Origin of the sequence: Pantoea sp. MHSD4 (assembly GCF_021043305.1) — a bacterium.
In the GTDB taxonomy this organism is placed as follows: Bacteria; Pseudomonadota; Gammaproteobacteria; order Enterobacterales; family Enterobacteriaceae; genus Pantoea; species Pantoea eucalypti.
The window spans coordinates 689,773-706,381 of record NZ_JAJNDH010000002.1; the positions used below are offsets into that span (position 1 = coordinate 689,773).

Below are 16,609 nucleotides of genomic sequence, written 5' to 3' on the forward strand. Positions count from 1 at the left end.
ATTTCTCCCGCATACTGATTGATTACGACTCAGGCTAAAGGAATTGCACCATGGCTGAAGAAACTATTTTTAGTAAAATTATCCGCCGCGAAATCCCCGCTGATGTGGTTTACCAGGACGAGCTGGTCACGGCCTTCCGTGATATTTCGCCTAAAGCACCGACGCATATTTTAATCGTGCCGAATGTGCTGATCCCCACGGTCAACGAGGTGGAAGCCGCGCACGAGCACGCGCTGGGACGCATGTTTACCACCGCGGCGAAAATCGCCCGCCAGGAAGGTATCGACCAAAATGGTTATCGTCTGATTGTGAACTGCAATCAACATGGTGGTCAGGAGGTTTATCACATTCATATGCATCTGCTGGGCGGCGAACCGCTGGGTCCGATGCTCTCTAACTGATAACGGAAACGTGCTATGCGATCCTGGCTGACTGGCCTGCCGATCCTGCTCTGCCTGACGGCTTGCAGCAGTGATAAACCGATGATCAATACGTCACAGTCACTGGTGATGGAGTCCTCTGTGCTGTCGGCAGGGATTATTACCGATGAGCCGACGCTGGATGAGAACGATGGACTCAAACGTGCCACCAGCGTGCTCTATAATCAGCGCGAAACACCGGTCGTTGTGCACTACCGTTATTACTGGTATGACGACAAAGGGCTGGAAATCACCCCGCAGGAACCGGCGCAGACCGTCACCGTTCCGGCGCAGGGCAGCATAGTCGCCGCCTCGCAAATGGGTAACCTGACTGCCAGTAAGGTTCGTCTTTATCTCTATCTTTAAGGATTTTCATCGTGATACGCAGTTTTAATCGTACCGGAACGCTTCTGATGGCGCTCATTCTGACCGGCTGTGTTGTGAAACAGCAGCAGCAGCCTGCACCGGTTGAACCGACCCAGCCCGCTGAGCCAACCCAGCCCGTTCCGCAACCTGAACCGGTGCCGCAACCTCAGCCTGTGCCGCAGCCGCCAAAACTGGTGACTATCAACTGGGATGCCACCGTGCAGCCGCTGGTGGCGCAGATGTTACAGGCCGCCAGCGCCGAGCCTGGCAGCGTGCTGCTGGTCGATCGGATCAAAAACAGCACCAATGGCTCGCTGCAAAGCGACAAAGCCACGGCAGCAATCCAGAATGCGCTGAATAATAACGGTAAATTCACCCTCGTCTCTGCAGATCAACTGGCACAGGCCAAGCAGACGCTGGGATTATCGCCGGATGACAGCCTGAACTCGCGCAGTAAAGCCATTGGCCTGGCGCGCAACCTCAACGCACAGTATGTGCTCTACAGTAACGCACGTGGCGATGTTAAAACACCGACCCTGCAGATGCAGCTGATGCTGGTTCAGACCGGCGAGATCATCTGGTCCGGCAACGGCATTGCTCAAAATTAATCCGGCATTCCAGCGGATCATTGAACAGGTCACGGGTGAACCAGACAAAGCATTGATTATGCCGCTGGCCGGTCTGACCGGACACAGCCAGAAGATTGTCAGCCCGTCCGGCACCTTTATCGTTCGGGCGACACCGCAACCGGCTATTCCCTTTGTGGACCGGCAGCGAGAATTCCGACTGTTACGAAAGTTGAGAACCACGGGGCTGGCGCCGCAGCCCGTAGCGTCACATCGTCAGGGAATTATCCTGACCTGGTGCGCGGGCGAGGCGCTGGATGCACAACGCTTCGGCGAGCAACGTCCGCAGATCGTGGCCCTTCTGAAGCAACTGCACCAGCAGCCGCTGACCGGCTATCAACTGTCGATGTTATCGCTACTGTGGGATTACTGGCAGCTTACACCTCAGCGGCATCATCGCTGGCTGCGAGCGCTCAGACGCCTGACGCAGCAGGGTGAGCCCCGGCCGCTGAGGCTTGCACCGCTGCACATGGATCTGCATGCCGGCAATGTCATACAAGGTCCCGAAGGCCTGCGTCTGATTGACTGGGAATATGCCGCCGATGGCGACGTGGCGCTGGAACTGGCGGCCGTCTGTGCCAGCGATCCGCAGCACGATGCCGACTGGCTGGCAGAGTATGCAGCGGCGATGCAGCTGCCGCTTCCCGCGCTGGTGCAGCAGGTCAGACGCTGGCAACCCTGGCTGCGTTTGCTGATGGCCAGCTGGTATCAGCTGCGTGCCAGTCAGAGTGAAAACGAAACATTACACCAGCTGGCCCGACAGAGCTGGGAACAGATTTAATCGCGTTATGCAGCTGCATAACGCCACAGGATTCAGGTTATGAGAACACATTTACCCGGCCCGCTGATGCTTGACGTTGAGGGCTATGAACTGGATGGCGAAGAGCGCGACATCCTGAAGCACCCGCTGGTCGGCGGCTTAATTTTATTTGCCCGAAATTATCACGACCCGGCTCAGCTGGCAGAGCTGGTGCGGCAGATCCGCGCGGCCTCTCACTCCCGGCTGGTGGTTGCGGTGGACCAGGAGGGCGGTCGCGTTCAGCGTTTCCGTGACGGCTTTACTCAACTGCCCGCGATGCAATCCTTCGCCGCGCTTCACGATGCAGACACCGCAGGTGAGATGGCGCAGCAGGCGGGCTGGCAGATGGCGGCCGAAATGATCGCGATGGATATCGATATCAGCTTTGCGCCGGTGCTCGACATTGGTCATATCAGCGCTGCCATCGGCGACCGCTCTTTCCACGCCGATCCGGCCATTGCTCTTGCTGTTGCCCGCCGCTTTATTGCGGGGATGCACGAGGCGGGCATGAAGACCACAGGTAAACATTTCCCGGGGCATGGTGCGGTCAGCGCCGATTCGCATAAAGAGACGCCACGGGATCCGCGCGACGAAAAAACGCTGCGTGAGCATGACATGGCGATCTTCAGCAAGCTGATCACCGAGCAGGCGCTGGATGCCATCATGCCTGCTCACGTCATCTACACCGACGTTGATCCGCTGCCCGCCAGCGGCTCGCCATACTGGCTGAAAACCGTGTTGCGCGAGCAACTGGGCTTTAATGGCGTGATTTTCTCCGACGATTTGTCGATGGAGGGCGCCGCCGTGATGGGAAGCTATTCTGAGCGGGCGCAGCAGTCCCTTTCTGCCGGTTGCGACATGATTCTGGTCTGCAATCAGCGCCAGGGAGCCATCAGTGTGCTGGATAACCTGATCCCGGTCGGGTCAGAGCGCGTGACGCAGCTGTATCATCAGGGCAGGTTTACCCGCGGTGAGCTGCAGGCTACGCATCGCTGGAAAACCAATGCCCAGCAACTGAGTGCGCTTCAGGAACGCTGGCTGGCTCACAAGGCGTCGTGGTAAGCAGTGACTGCCCGGCGCTATCTCAACCCTGAGGATTATCATGATCATTTATCTGCACGGTTTTGATTCCAACAGTCCGGGCAATCACGAAAAGGTGCTGCAACTGCAATTTATCGATCCTGACGTCAGGTTGATCAGTTACAGCACCCGCCATCCTAAACATGATATGCAGTTTCTGCTGAAAGAGACCGATAAGATGCTGACGCTGTCCGACGATGACCGCCCTCTGATTTGCGGTGTCGGGCTGGGCGGCTTCTGGTCAGAGCGCATCGGGTTTTTGTGCGGCATCCGCCAGGCGATCTTCAATCCCAACCTCTTTCCGCAGGAGAATATGGAAGGGAAGATTGACCGTCCCGAGGAGTATCAGGACATCGCCACCAAATGCGTCAGCGATTTTCGCGAGCGCAATCGTGACCGCTGTCTGACCTTCCTCTCCCGTCATGATGAGGCGCTGGACAGCCAGCGCATCGCCGACCAGCTGCATCCGTTTTATGACATCGTCTGGGATGAGACAGAAGGGCACAAATTCAAAAACATATCCCCACACCTTCAGCGGATAAAATCTTTTAAAACATCAGGTTAAACCTGTCAGGCACCGCAAGGTGCCTGTTTTCGTTACGTAATTATCTGAGTTTTATTTCTCCGCTTTGATGTATATCAATATTCTTATGTTCTCCTCTTCCCGCCATGCTATTCTGCCCGCAGATTGCGATTTTAACTTCGCCAACCCTATGTTTCTTAAGGTTTAATTTAACCTTTGGTTAACTTTTGGTTCACAATTTGAGGGGGTCTTTGTTGACTACGTCTGTTAAGAGAATTGTTATTGTCGGCGGGGGAGCGGGCGGCCTGGAAATGGCGACGCAATTGGGCCATAAACTGGGTCGTAAAAAGAAAGCCGAGATTATCCTGGTTGATCGTAACCATAGCCATTTGTGGAAGCCGCTGCTGCACGAAGTGGCCACGGGTTCGATGGATGAAGGCATTGACGCACTGAGCTATCTGGCCCATGCCCGCAACCACGGTTTTGAGTTCCAGTTGGGTTCGCTCACCGATATTGATCGCAGCCGCAAAGTGATCCGCCTGGCCGAAGTGCTGAACGCACAGGGCGAAGTGCTGGTGCCACAGCGTGAAGTGGCCTACGACCAGCTGGTCATGGCGCTGGGCAGCACCTCCAATGATTTCGGAACGCCGGGTGTCAAAGATCACTGCATCTTCCTGGATAATCCACATCAGGCGCGTCGTTTCCACAACGAAATGCTCAACCTGTTCCTGAAATTCTCTGCCAGCGAAGGCAAGGTCGAGAAAGTGAACATCGCTATCGTGGGCGGCGGCGCAACAGGCGTTGAGCTGTCAGCGGAGCTGCACAACGCGGTGAAACAGCTGCACAGCTACGGCTTCAAAGGCCTCGGACGCGAAGCGCTGAACGTGACGCTGGTGGAGGCGGGCGAACGTATTCTGCCTGCACTCCCACCGCGCATCTCTGCTGCTGCGCACCAGGAGCTGACCAAACTGGGCGTGCGCGTTCTGACGCAGACCATGGTCACCAGCGCTGAGCGTAATGGCCTGAATACCAAAGGCGGCGAGTTTATCGAAGCCGACCTGATGGTCTGGGCAGCAGGGATCAAAGCGCCTGACTTCCTGAAAGAGATTGGCGGACTGGAAACCAACCGTATCAACCAGCTGGTGGTGAAAGAGACCTTGCAGACCACGCTGGACGATGACATTTACGCCATTGGCGACTGTGCCTCCTGCGCCCTGCCAGGCGGCGGTTTTGTTCCGCCACGTGCCCAGTCGGCGCACCAGATGGCCTCACGCGCGATGGAAAACATCCTGGCGCAGCGTCACGGTAAACCGCTGAAAGCCTATGTCTATAAAGACCATGGCTCGCTGGTGTCGCTTTCCCGCTTCAGTACGGTCGGCAGCCTGATGGGTAACCTGATGCGTGGCTCGATGATGGTGGAAGGGCGTATTGCACGCTTTGTCTATATCTCACTCTACCGTATGCACCAGGTCGCGCTGCACGGCTACTTTAAAACTGGCCTGATGATGCTGGTGGGCAGCATTAACCGGGTGATCCGTCCCCGGCTTAAGCTGCACTAAGCAAGCGTAATCAGTCTGGTCAAGGCTAAGCCTCCTCGATATTGAGGGGGCTTTTTTTTGCGCCAGACTGGTGGGGAGTCGCGGCTGGCGGACAGCCGTGCAACGGTTTATTCGTCGCGCTGGAGCCCCGTTCAGTCAGCTATGCCGCGCGAACCCTGAGGCGTCAGCGTGAATGGGATATCACCAGTCTGACTGGTTTACAGCCGCTTATTGTTCCTGCGAATCGGCTCACTGTATCGAATCTGACAGGGTTCATGTGTCAATATGATCAGGGCGTAGCGCCAATATTGGTCATCTCTTAATGTATTGAATTTGAAGTGATTAAAGTAAATTCTGGTGTCGATTACTTCTGGCTTACATCTCATCAGAACTCTCCTAAAAACTGGCCCTGATAGCAAAGTGACCAATTTCCTCCATTTATCTGATGTTGCATTTTCGGTCCATCTGTAAAACTTCATCTCAACAAACACGGCGCGTCGCGCACGCCGGTTATACCTCAGTTAACGAGGATGCTTTAACAGCAGGATTGCGCGGTAACACTTTTCAGGAGGAACTTCCTGTGAATAAATCAATGTTAGCGGGTATCGGTATTGGTGTGGCAGCAGCGCTGGGTGTTGCAGCCGTAGCAGGCATGAATGTGTTTGATCGCGGTCCTCAATACGCTCAGGTACTCTCTGCAACACCAATCAAAGAGAGCATCAAACAGCCACGTCAGGAGTGCCGGAACGTCACACTGACCCACCGTCGGGCCGTACAGGATGAAAACCGTCTTGCTGGCTCTGTATTAGGTGCAGTGGCAGGTGGGGTGCTGGGTCACCAGTTTGGTGGCGGTCGCGGCAGGGATGTAGCGACAGTAGCGGGTGCGGTAGCGGGCGGTTATGCTGGTAATCAGGTCCAGGGTGGACTGCAGGATCGGGATACCTACACCACAACCGAACAGCGCTGCAAAACAGTTTATGATAAACAAGAGAAAAAACTGGGATATGACGTGACCTATAAAATAGGCGATCAGCAGGGTAAAATCCGCATGGAAAATGACCCCGGCACGCGTATTCCTCTGGATCGCAATGGTCAGCTGGTTCTCAACGGCGATCAGGCGTAATTGGGCAAAGCTTTGCTGCACTCGCGGCCACACAGCACGACGTAATAGTGAAATAATGAAAAAGGCGCATCGTATGATGCGCCTTTTTTTATCGCCATTTCCCGCGCTTTACCGATTAGCTCAGTAGTGCGCGGGCAGAGGTGTTACGCCTGATGCTCAGCCAGTTGTGAAACAAAGCCCTGCACCCACTCCATCCGTATTTTCCTTTCCGACAGCTCGCGGGTAAACCGCAGGCGTGTCGGGCCATCCAGCTTCCACTGCTGTGGCTCTTTCTGCAACAGGCCGATCAGCCATGCTGGATCCACATTGTTCTTCGGCGCAAAATCGAAATAACCGCCTTTGTCGCTGGCTTCGATCTTACGCAGACCGACAGCACGGGCCTTCAGACGGATAATCGCCACGTCCAGCAGATTTCGGGCTGGATCGGGCAGCAGGCCAAATCGGTCGATCATCTCCACTTTCAGCTCCTGTAATTCCTCTTCAACCTCTGCGCTGGCGATGCGCTTATAGAGCGAAAGACGGGTGCTGACATCCGGGATAAACGTCTCTGGCAGCAGGGCTGGCATCCGCAGCTCTACCTCTGTCTGATTACTGGTGAGATCTTCCAGTGACGGCTCGCGACCCGCTTTTAGCGCGTCGACCGCATTCTCCAGCAGTTCCATATAGAGTGTGAAGCCCAGCGTCTCCATCTGTCCGCTCTGCTCATCACCCAGTAGCTCGCCGGCACCGCGAATCTCCAGGTCGTGCGTAGCCAGCGCAAAACCGGCTCCCAGATCTTCCAGAGAGGCGATCGCTTCCAGTCGCTTATGTGCATCGGCGGTCATCGATTTTGGATGCGGCGTTAACAGCCAGGCATAAGCCTGATGATGCGAACGGCCAACGCGACCACGCAGCTGATGCAGCTGTGCCAGACCAAAGTGATCGGCCCGCTCAATGATGATGGTATTGGCAGTCGGAATGTCGATACCGGTTTCGATAATGGTGGTACAGACCAGCACGTTAAAACGCTGATGATGGAAATCGTTCATCACCCGTTCCAGATCGCGCTCACGCATCTGGCCATGACCAATCGCCACACGCGCTTCCGGCACCAGTTCGCTGAGACGCTGCGCCGCTTTCTCAATATTTTCAACGTCGTTGTAAAGATAGTAGACCTGTCCGCCACGCAGAACTTCACGCAGGATCGCTTCACGGATCACCAGATCGTCAAATTCACGCACAAAGGTTTTTACCGCTAAACGGCGGGCAGGCGGTGTGGCGATAATCGAGAGATCGCGCATGCCGCTCATGGCCATATTCAGCGTACGCGGGATCGGCGTGGCGGTCAGGGTCAGAATGTCCACATCGGCACGCATCGCCTTGATGCGCTCTTTGTGACGCACCCCGAAGCGGTGCTCTTCATCAACAATCAGCAGGCCGAGATCGTGCCATTTGAGATCGCTCATCAGCAGCTTATGGGTGCCTATTAAAATGTCGATCTTGCCGTCACTGGCCTGTTCCAGCACCTGTGCCTGCTCTTTGGCGGTACGGAAACGGGAGAGCATCTCAATGCGGACCGGCCAGTTGGCGAAGCGATCGCGGAAGTTATCGTAGTGCTGCTGTGCCAGCAGGGTGGTCGGCACCAGCACGGCCACCTGTTTATGGTTCTCAATCGCCAGAAACGCCGCGCGCATTGCCACTTCGGTTTTACCGAAGCCGACGTCGCCGCACACCAGGCGGTCCATCGCCAGCGGCTGGCACATATCACTCAGCACCGCATTGATTGCCTGCGCCTGGTCCGGTGTGGTTTCAAAGGGGAAGCTTTCGCAGAACAGCTGATACTGTTCACGATTATGCTTAAAGGCAAAGCCGGATTTGGCGGCGCGCTGGGCATAGATATCCAGCAGTTCCGCCGCCACATCACGCACTTTCTCAGCCGCTTTCTGCCGGGCGCGTGACCAGGCATCACTGCCCAGTTTATGCAGTGGGGCGTTATCGTCCGCGCCACCCGCGTAGCGACTGATCAGGTGCAGGGACGAAACCGGCACATAGAGTTTGGCGTCATTGGCGTAGGAGAGCATCAGGTATTCCGCCTGAATACCACCCGCTTCCAGCGTCGTCAGGCCGATATAGCGCCCCACACCGTGCTCCAGATGCACCACCGGCTGGCCGGGGCTCAGCTCCGCCAGGTTACGGATCAGAATGTCCGGATTGATAGTGCGACGGGTATCCTGACGGCGACGGCTGACGCGTTCGCCCAGCAGATCGCTTTCGCAAATCAGTGCCCGGTTACCCTGGGTATCAATGAAACCGCGCTCGCTGGCGCCAATCATCAGACTGAAACGATCGTCGACAGTTTCATCGAAACGATGTACCGGCTGAGGGCGCAGTTTAATCCGGGCCAGCAGTTCCTGCAGGGTCTCGCGGCGGCCTTCGCTTTCAACCGAGAAGACGACAGCACCGCTGAAGGTTTCAATAAACTGACGCAGATGGTCGAGCGGCGCTTTCGCCTGCGCCTGAACGGCAAGGTCGGGCAGCGGGGTGTAACCGAGATTGGTATTCGCCGCTTTGTCGGGCAGCACTTCATTGGTCATCTGAATGCGTGGCCAGGCTTTCAACTCACCCATCAGGGCATCTGGACGCAGCCACAGGGTAACCGGCTCCAGCAGCGGACGCATCGGGTCAACGCGGCGGTTCTCATAACGCGCCTCAGCATCCTGCCAGAAGCGGCGGGCGCTGCCTTCCAGATCGCCACAGTTCACAATCAGGGTGTTATCAGGCAGATAGCTGAACAGGCTGGGTAACGGCTGTTCAAAAAAGAGCGGCTGCCAGTATTCGATGCCCGCAGGCAGCGTGCCTTTACTTACCTGCTGATAGACATGCTCCGACTCGCGGCGCACATCAAAAATTTCGCGCCAGCGGCTGCGAAACAGCTCAATAGCCGCTTTGTCGCTGGGAAACTCATGGGCCGGCAGCAGGTTAATTTCCGTGACGGCTTCCAGCGTGCGCTGACTGTCGACGTCGAACAGGCGCAGGCTGTCGATCTCATCATCGAAAAAGTCGATGCGATAAGGCTGATCGCTGCCCATCGGGAACAGGTCGAGCAGGGCGCCGCGCGTGGCGTATTCACCGTGCTCCATCACCTGATCGACATGGCGATAACCGGCCTGCTCAAGCTGGTCGCGAAGCCGGTCGCGTGACAGTTTTTGTCCCTGCTTCATCACCAGCGCATGGCCATGCAGGAAACTGTGCGGGCAGACGCGCTGCATCAGGGTGTTGACCGGCATGATCAGCATACCGCGCTGCATCACCGGCAGCTGGTAGAGTGTCGACAGGCGCGCGGAGATAATATCCTGATGCGGCGAGAAGCTGTCGTAGGGGAGTGTCTCCCAGTCAGCGAGGTGCGTCACCGGCAGATCGGTAAACTGACGGATCTCATCCAGCAGACGCAGGGCGGTTTGGGTATCGGGGGTAATCATCAATACCGGACCCGCATGGTGTTCGGTAATGCTGGCACACTCCACCGCGTGCGCTGCGCCTATAATCTGGCCAAGCTGACGGTGGTCGCCGGATTTAACGGGCAGGGTATAACGAGTCTGTTCGGGCATGGGATCTCGGGGTTGCTCCATTTTTCCAGGACGTAATCATTCCATATTATGTCAGGGGGATCACCTTTGCGGCACAATTTTCCTGCCGCGCCGCGCTGAATCCAGGGATTGGTCAGCCATTACCTGGCGTCAGCGGTAATGCAGCGGATAGAGAGAGAATAGACGGAGTCTGGCGAGGCAACATAAAAAACCGCCGTCGCTATGCAGCGACGGGGTTAAGCGGGCATTTTATTTTATGGATTGCTGTGTGTAATGCATGCGTGGGCGGTCGATATTTGCCCAGGATAGTTCCTGCTCAGGATGGTAGCTGAGGTTGCCGTCGTCCCACTTTACGTAGTAGCCGGCGGGTGCGTTTCCCTGCTCAAAGACATTGATAATTTCGCCTCTGATCTCCCCGGATTTATGTTTGACGATACTGCCTTTGGGAAATTTCAACATGGTCGCTACCTCTACCGCTGTGCGATAAATTCACCCCTTATCCTGTACTGATTATAGTCTACACCCCACCTGCGCTGAATAATCAGCCAATAAGCGGCGGCTTTATCGGCTATTCCGCGGCTTTGGGGCAAGAGATGACGCATCCGGATGCAACTTTGCTGCCGACTCAGAGGGTTAGAGGTTTCATAAAGCCAGCCGCTCCTTTATCATCCCACTACCTATTTTCAGGCAACGGCTTACTGGATTCCATGTATCAACCTGTCGCGCTATTTATCGGTCTGCGTTACATGCGCGGACGAGCATCGGATCGCTTCGGTCGCTTTGTCTCCTGGCTCTCAACGATTGGCATTACGCTTGGCGTGCTGGCGATGGTCACCGTGTTATCGGTGATGAACGGTTTTGAGCGTGAACTCGAAGGCAATATTCTTGGGCTGATGCCGCAGGCGCTGATTACCAGCGACAAAGGCAGTCTCAATCCCCAACAGCAACCCGCCGCCTCGCTGAATCTGCAGGGCGTTAACCGCATCGCGCCGCTGACCACCGCCAATGTGGTGCTGCAAAGCCCGCGCAGCGTCTCCGTTGGCGTAATGCTGGGCATTAATCCGGATGAAAAAGATCCGCTGACGCCGTTCCTGGTGAATACCCAGCAGAGCGTGCTGCAGCCCGGACAGTACAATGTCATTCTCGGCGAACAGCTGGCATCGCAACTTGGCGTAAAACGTGGCGATCAGCTGCGTTTGATGGTGCCGTCTGTCAGCCAGTTCACGCCAATGGGGCGGGTGCCGAGTCAGCGTCTGTTTACGGTAGCGGGCACCTATGCTGCCAATAGCGAAGTCGACGGGTATCAGATTCTGGTCAATCTGCAGGATGCGTCGCGCGTCATGCGTTATCCGGCCGGGAATATTACTGGCTGGCGACTGTGGCTGGATAAACCGCTATCAGTCGACAGTCTGAGTCAGCAGACATTGCCTGCGGGCCTTATCTGGAAAGACTGGCGTGAGCGCAAAGGCGATCTTTTCCAGGCCGTGCGCATGGAGAAAAACATGATGGGCCTGCTGCTGAGCCTGATCATCGCCGTCGCAGCCTTTAACATCATCACTTCATTAGGCCTGCTGATCATGGAGAAGCAGGGCGAAGTGGCGATCCTCCAGACCCAGGGCCTGACACGCCGGCAAATCGTGGCGGTGTTTATGGTTCAGGGTGCCAGCGCCGGGATTATCGGCACGCTGCTCGGCACACTGCTCGGCGTCCTGCTCGCCAGCCAGCTCAACAACTTAATGCCGGTAATTGGCCTGTTCCTTGATGGGGCCGCGTTGCCGGTTGATATTAATGTGTGGCAGGTGGTCACTATCGCCCTCAGCGCGATGATTGTGGCGCTGTTGTCTACGCTCTATCCTTCGTGGCGCGCTGCCGCCGTTCAACCTGCTGAGGCTTTACGTTATGAGTAACACTCCTTTGTTGCAGTGCCGCGACCTGTGCAAACGCTATCAGGAAGGCAGCGTGCAGACCGATGTGCTACGCAATGTGGCTTTCAGCCTCCAGCCCGGTGAACTGACGGCTATTGTCGGCAGCTCCGGCTCGGGTAAAAGTACGCTGCTGCATCTGCTGGGCGGACTGGATGCGCCGACCTCGGGTGACGTGGTGTTTGATGGTCAGTCACTGAATGCCATGTCCTCATCGGCCAAAGCCGAATTGCGTAATCGCGAGCTGGGCTTTATTTATCAGTTTCACCATCTGTTGCCGGACTTCAGTGCGCTGGAGAACGTGGCGATGCCGCTACTCATAGGCAAAACTGCGAAAGCGGAAGCGCAGGATCGCGCCCGTGAGATGCTGGCGGCAGTCGGTCTGGACCATCGCGCCGCGCACCGGCCTTCTGAATTGTCAGGCGGCGAACGCCAGCGCGTGGCGATTGCTCGTGCGCTGGTCAACCGTCCTCGTCTGGTGATGGCGGATGAGCCAACCGGCAACCTGGATGCGCGCAACGCCGACGCTATTTTTGAACTGCTGGGCGAACTGAACGTGCGTCAGGGCACCGCGTTTCTGGTGGTCACGCACGATCTGATGCTGGCAAAACGCATGACGCGACAGATGGAGATGCGTGACGGTCAGTTAAGCGAGCAGCTTACTATGGCAGGAGCGCTGTAATGGGCTCGTCGTTATCCCTGTTGCTGGGCCTGCGCTTTAGCCGCGGCCGCCGTCGTGGCGGCATGGTCTCGCTGATTTCGGTGATCTCTACTATCGGGATTGCGCTGGGCGTGGCGGTGCTGATTATCGGTCTGAGCGCCATGAACGGTTTTGAGCGTGAGCTGAACAATCGCATTCTGGCGGTGGTGCCGCACGGTGAGATCGAGGCGGTCAATCAGCCGTTTCAGCACTGGCAGTCGATGATTGCCCCGATTGAAAAGGTGCCCGGCATTGCAGCGGCAGCGCCCTATGTGAACTTCACTGGCCTGATTGAGAGCGGTGCCCGGCTGGAAGCGCTGCAGGTTAAAGGCGTTGATCCCGCACAAGAGCCGCGTCTCAGCGCACTGCCACAGTTTGTGGCCAATAACGCCTGGTCCTCTTTTGCCGCTGGTAAGCAGCAGATCATTCTGGGCGGCGGCATCGCGAAATCGCTGAATGTGAAGCAGGGCGACTGGATCACCATTATGATCCCCAATAACGATGGTGATAACAAACTGCTGCAGCCAAAACGTATCCGGCTTCAGGTCAGCGGTATCCTGCAATTGAGCGGCATGCTCGATCACAGTCTGGCGCTGGTGCCGCTGGCCGATGCGCAGCACTATCTGGAGATGGGTGACAGCGTGTCGGGCATCGCCCTGAAGATGACCGACCCCTTCCAGGCGGTCAAACTGGTGCGCGATGCGGGTGAGGCGACCCGCTCTTACGTCTACATCAAGAGCTGGATTGGCACTTACGGCTATATGTATCGCGACATTCAGATGATCCGCGCGATCATGTATCTGGCGATGGTGCTGGTGATTGGCGTTGCCTGTTTTAACATCGTTTCCACGCTGGTAATGGCGGTAAAAGACAAAAGCAGTGACATTGCAGTGCTGCGCACACTCGGCGCTAAAGATCGGCTGATCCGCGCCATCTTTATCTGGTACGGTTTGCTGGCGGGTCTGCTGGGCAGCGTCAGCGGCGTGGTCGTGGGCGTGCTGGTGGCGCTTAACCTGACCTCGCTGGTGCGCGGACTGGAGTCGATTACCGGCCATCATCTGCTGGCGGGGGATATTTACTTCATTGATTTCCTGCCGTCGGAATTGCACTGGATTGATGTGTTCTCAGTACTGATTACGGCGATTCTGCTGAGCCTGCTGGCGAGCTGGTATCCCGCCAGACGTGCCAGCCGCATTGACCCGGCTCGGGTATTAAGCGGTCAGTGAAAAAATGCGGCGCGAGAGGTTTTCGCGCCGCATCTGTTTAAGACCTTTGCTGTTGGGTTGTGCCCTCAGCAACCGTTACTATCGGGTGATGTTGACCCGGAATCTGTTTAGAGCGGCTCACCGCAGCCGCTACGCCAGGAGATTTTATGCGTACACCACGTCGCCGCATACGACTTGCCCGCCTGAAGAAAACCCGGAGAAAAGTGCATCAGCGCTTTCGCCAGCGCATTTTTGAGCGCGATCGTCAGGCCGAACTTGCCGCCCATCCTCAGCCGCATGTTGTGGTGCTGACCGGCGCAGGCATTTCAGCGGAGTCCGGCATCCGGACCTTCCGCGCGGCTGACGGCCTGTGGGAAGAGCACCACGTGGAAGATGTTGCAACGCCTGAAGGCTTCAGGCGCGATCCTGCGCTGGTGCAGCGCTTCTATAATGCGCGCCGCCAGCAGTTACAGGAGGCGGAGATTCAGCCCAATGCCGCTCATCTGGCGCTGGCAGAACTGGAGCAGGTATTAGGCGACAATTTCCTGCTGGTCACGCAAAACATCGACAATCTGCATGAGCGAGCCGGAAACAGTCGGGTGCTGCACATGCACGGTGAGCTGTTAAAAGTGCGCTGTGTCACCAGCGGTCAGGTGATTGAGTGGACCGGTGATATCACGCCGGACGATCGCTGCACCTGTTGCCAGTTCCCCTCTGCACTACGGCCGCATGTGGTGTGGTTTGGCGAAATGCCGTTGGGCATGGAGCAGATTTATCAGGCGCTGGAACAGGCGGACTACTTTATTGCTATCGGCACTTCAGGCCACGTTTATCCGGCCGCAGGTTTTGTCCATGAAGCCAAAATCCAGGGCGCGCATACCGTTGAGCTGAATCTGGAACCGAGCCAGGTGGGCAACGAATTTGCCGAGCGGCACTATGGTCTGGCGAGCGAAGTGGTGCCGGAGTTTGTGCATAAGCTGCTGCGCGGGCTTTATAAGTAAGCGGGGCGGCTATAACCGCACCCGAGGTTACAGGCAAAATCTGGCCCGATTAGTGGTGAGATCCAGCCTGCACCGGGAACACGGTCAGATCGGAAAGCCGCAAAACCGTCATCCATAACTGCCTGGCCCGCACGATGACGCACCTCATCCCTGAGGTGCGCCCGTAAACAGGCCGACGCTTACGTTATTCAAAACGCGCCCGGATTTTTGTCCCAGCCACGGGACGCTTTTCTCCTCTGACCCTGTAACCGTTGTGTTGAGTCTGCACGCTGCGGTGATTTTCTCGCCGGGTCAAACCGCCTCTTTGTTATTAACATTGCGAGGTTTACTGCAACAATCTTGTAATAAGGCGTTTATTTCGGGCTTATTGCTTTCCCAAAGGTTATCGACAGCGCTAACCTGTCTCCAGATGATTTTACGCAACGTTATAACCGCCGGGTCTGTGAATAATATCGGACGGCACTTTTAAAGGATGGGCTATGGAACAGTTACTTGAGCGCTTTTTAAGTTATGTGGCAGTTGAGACGCAGGCTAAGCCGCAGGCTCGTCAGGTCCCCAGCAGTGAAGGGCAGTGGACGCTGGCGCGTCAGCTTCAGGAAGAGCTGCTGGCGCTGGGTTTTGTCGATGTCACCCTAAGCGATCACTGCTGCGTCATGGGCACACTGCCCGCCAATGTCGACTGGCCGACGCCGGTCATCGGTTTTATCTCACACATGGATACATCGCCTGACTTTACGGCAAAACATGTGAACCCCCAGATTATCGAAAATTATCGCGGCGGAGACATTGCCCTGGGTAATGGCAACGAGATTCTCTCGCCGGTGATGTTCCCGGTGCTGCACAAGCTGATTGGACACACGCTCATTACCACCGATGGCAAAACCCTGCTGGGTGCGGACGATAAAGCGGGTATTGCCGAGATCATGACGGCGATGGCGCACCTGGCAAAAAGCGACACGCCGCACGGTGCGATCCGCGTCGCCTTTACGCCCGATGAAGAGATTGGTCGTGGCACCTCACATTTTGATGTGGACGCGTTCGCGGCTGACTGGGCCTACACCATTGATGGCAGCGATCTGGGCGAGTTCGAGTATGAGAACTTCAATGCCGCCTCCGCCACCGTCAAAATTGTCGGTAATAACGTGCACCCGGGCTCCGCAAAAGGCGTGATGGTCAATGCGCTGGAGCTGGCAAATCAGTTCCATGCTGCCGTTCCGGCCAGTGAAAAACCGCAATATACCGACGGCTATGAGGGCTTCTATCATCTGCATCAGATCAAAGGCAGTGTAGAACACGCTGAGATGCTCTATATCATTCGTGACTTCGAAACAGAGAGTTTTGAACAGCGTAAACAGACGCTGCTGCAGATTGCAGCGGAGATTAACAAAACGTTGCACCCGGACTGCTCCGTCACGGTTGAGATCACTAACAGCTATCGCAACATGCGTGAAAAGGTCGAGCCGTTCCCGCACATTATCGACCTGGCTTTACAGGCGATGCGTGACTGTGACATTGAACCGGTGGTGAAACCGATTCGCGGTGGTACAGATGGCTCGTCACTGTCGTGGAAAGGGTTGCCTTGCCCGAATATTTTTACCGGCGGCTATAACTATCACGGCAAGCATGAATTCGCCTCGCTGAATATCATGGCGAAGTCGGTGGAAGTGATTGTGCGTCTGTCAGAGCTGGCAGCGCAGAAGAAGAGTTAAATAAAAAGGCTCTCTGCCACAAGGGTCAGAGA

The 16,609-nt window shown here is 56.3% G+C and carries 15 protein-coding genes; 13 read left to right on the forward strand and 2 right to left on the reverse strand.

Annotation, left to right across the window (positions count from 1 at the left end):
* Positions 1-50 precede the first annotated feature (50 nt).
* The 8 genes from hinT to LQK91_RS10130 all read left to right on the forward strand — a co-directional run bounded on the left by hinT (position 51) and on the right by LQK91_RS10130 (position 6,474).
* Complete coding sequence (gene hinT / locus LQK91_RS10095) at positions 51-401, forward strand: purine nucleoside phosphoramidase (RefSeq protein ID WP_003849854.1); 351 nt, start codon at positions 51-53, stop codon at positions 399-401.
* A 15-nt stretch (positions 402-416) separates the two neighbouring features.
* Entirely contained in the window at positions 417-785 is a 369-nt protein-coding gene (locus tag LQK91_RS10100; protein ID WP_003849853.1) for a YcfL family protein, read from the forward strand.
* 11 nt (positions 786-796) lie between these two features.
* Positions 797-1,393, forward strand: coding sequence for a penicillin-binding protein activator LpoB (gene lpoB, locus LQK91_RS10105; protein WP_003849852.1), 597 nt, complete (start codon positions 797-799; stop codon positions 1,391-1,393).
* A gap of 16 nt (positions 1,394-1,409) precedes the next feature.
* Positions 1,410-2,192 carry a thiamine kinase gene (gene thiK / locus LQK91_RS10110; RefSeq protein ID WP_050556826.1) on the forward strand — a complete coding sequence of 261 codons (783 nt, stop codon included), beginning with the start codon at positions 1,410-1,412 and terminating at the stop codon, positions 2,190-2,192.
* Positions 2,193-2,231: 39 nt separating this feature from the next.
* A complete protein-coding gene (gene nagZ, locus LQK91_RS10115) occupies positions 2,232-3,272 on the forward strand; it encodes a beta-N-acetylhexosaminidase (protein ID WP_039661026.1) in 1,041 nt (346 codons plus the stop codon).
* A 40-nt stretch (positions 3,273-3,312) separates the two neighbouring features.
* A complete protein-coding gene (gene ycfP / locus LQK91_RS10120; RefSeq protein ID WP_003849849.1) occupies positions 3,313-3,855 on the forward strand; it encodes an alpha/beta hydrolase YcfP in 543 nt (180 codons plus the stop codon).
* Positions 3,856-4,067: 212 nt separating this feature from the next.
* On the forward strand, positions 4,068-5,372 hold the full coding sequence (locus tag LQK91_RS10125; RefSeq protein ID WP_003849848.1) for an NAD(P)/FAD-dependent oxidoreductase: 1,305 nt from the start codon (positions 4,068-4,070) through the stop codon (positions 5,370-5,372).
* Between the two features lie 559 nt (positions 5,373-5,931).
* Positions 5,932-6,474 (forward strand): glycine zipper 2TM domain-containing protein, encoded by a 543-nt coding sequence (locus tag LQK91_RS10130; protein ID WP_003849847.1) that lies wholly within the window; start codon positions 5,932-5,934, stop codon positions 6,472-6,474.
* A gap of 143 nt (positions 6,475-6,617) precedes the next feature.
* Here the strand turns inward: LQK91_RS10130 and mfd are convergent, their stop codons facing one another.
* Positions 6,618-10,061, reverse strand: coding sequence for a transcription-repair coupling factor (gene mfd / locus LQK91_RS10135; protein ID WP_003849846.1), 3,444 nt, complete (start codon positions 10,059-10,061; stop codon positions 6,618-6,620).
* Positions 10,062-10,289: 228 nt separating this feature from the next.
* Positions 10,290-10,499 carry a hypothetical protein gene (locus tag LQK91_RS10140; RefSeq protein WP_003849845.1) on the reverse strand — a complete coding sequence of 70 codons (210 nt, stop codon included), beginning with the start codon at positions 10,497-10,499 and terminating at the stop codon, positions 10,290-10,292.
* A gap of 248 nt (positions 10,500-10,747) precedes the next feature.
* On the opposite strand from LQK91_RS10140, the gene lolC reads away from it, so the two are divergent.
* The 5 genes from lolC (at position 10,748) to pepT (ending at position 16,577) form a co-directional block, all read left to right on the forward strand.
* Positions 10,748-11,947: a lipoprotein-releasing ABC transporter permease subunit LolC gene (lolC, locus tag LQK91_RS10145; protein ID WP_033743171.1), complete on the forward strand. Its 1,200-nt coding sequence runs from the start codon at positions 10,748-10,750 to the stop codon at positions 11,945-11,947.
* On the forward strand, positions 11,940-12,644 hold the full coding sequence (lolD, locus tag LQK91_RS10150) for a lipoprotein-releasing ABC transporter ATP-binding protein LolD (RefSeq protein WP_039661033.1): 705 nt from the start codon (positions 11,940-11,942) through the stop codon (positions 12,642-12,644). The genes lolC and lolD overlap by 8 nt, the downstream gene beginning before the upstream one ends.
* Complete coding sequence (gene lolE / locus LQK91_RS10155; protein WP_105099310.1) at positions 12,644-13,888, forward strand: lipoprotein-releasing ABC transporter permease subunit LolE; 1,245 nt, start codon at positions 12,644-12,646, stop codon at positions 13,886-13,888. Before lolD ends, lolE begins: the two co-directional genes overlap by 1 nt.
* Before the next feature lie 146 nt (positions 13,889-14,034).
* Entirely contained in the window at positions 14,035-14,868 is an 834-nt protein-coding gene (cobB, locus tag LQK91_RS10160; protein ID WP_003849841.1) for a Sir2 family NAD+-dependent deacetylase, read from the forward strand.
* Between the two features lie 479 nt (positions 14,869-15,347).
* Entirely contained in the window at positions 15,348-16,577 is a 1,230-nt protein-coding gene (gene pepT / locus LQK91_RS10165; protein ID WP_039661035.1) for a peptidase T, read from the forward strand.
* Positions 16,578-16,609 lie beyond the last annotated feature (32 nt).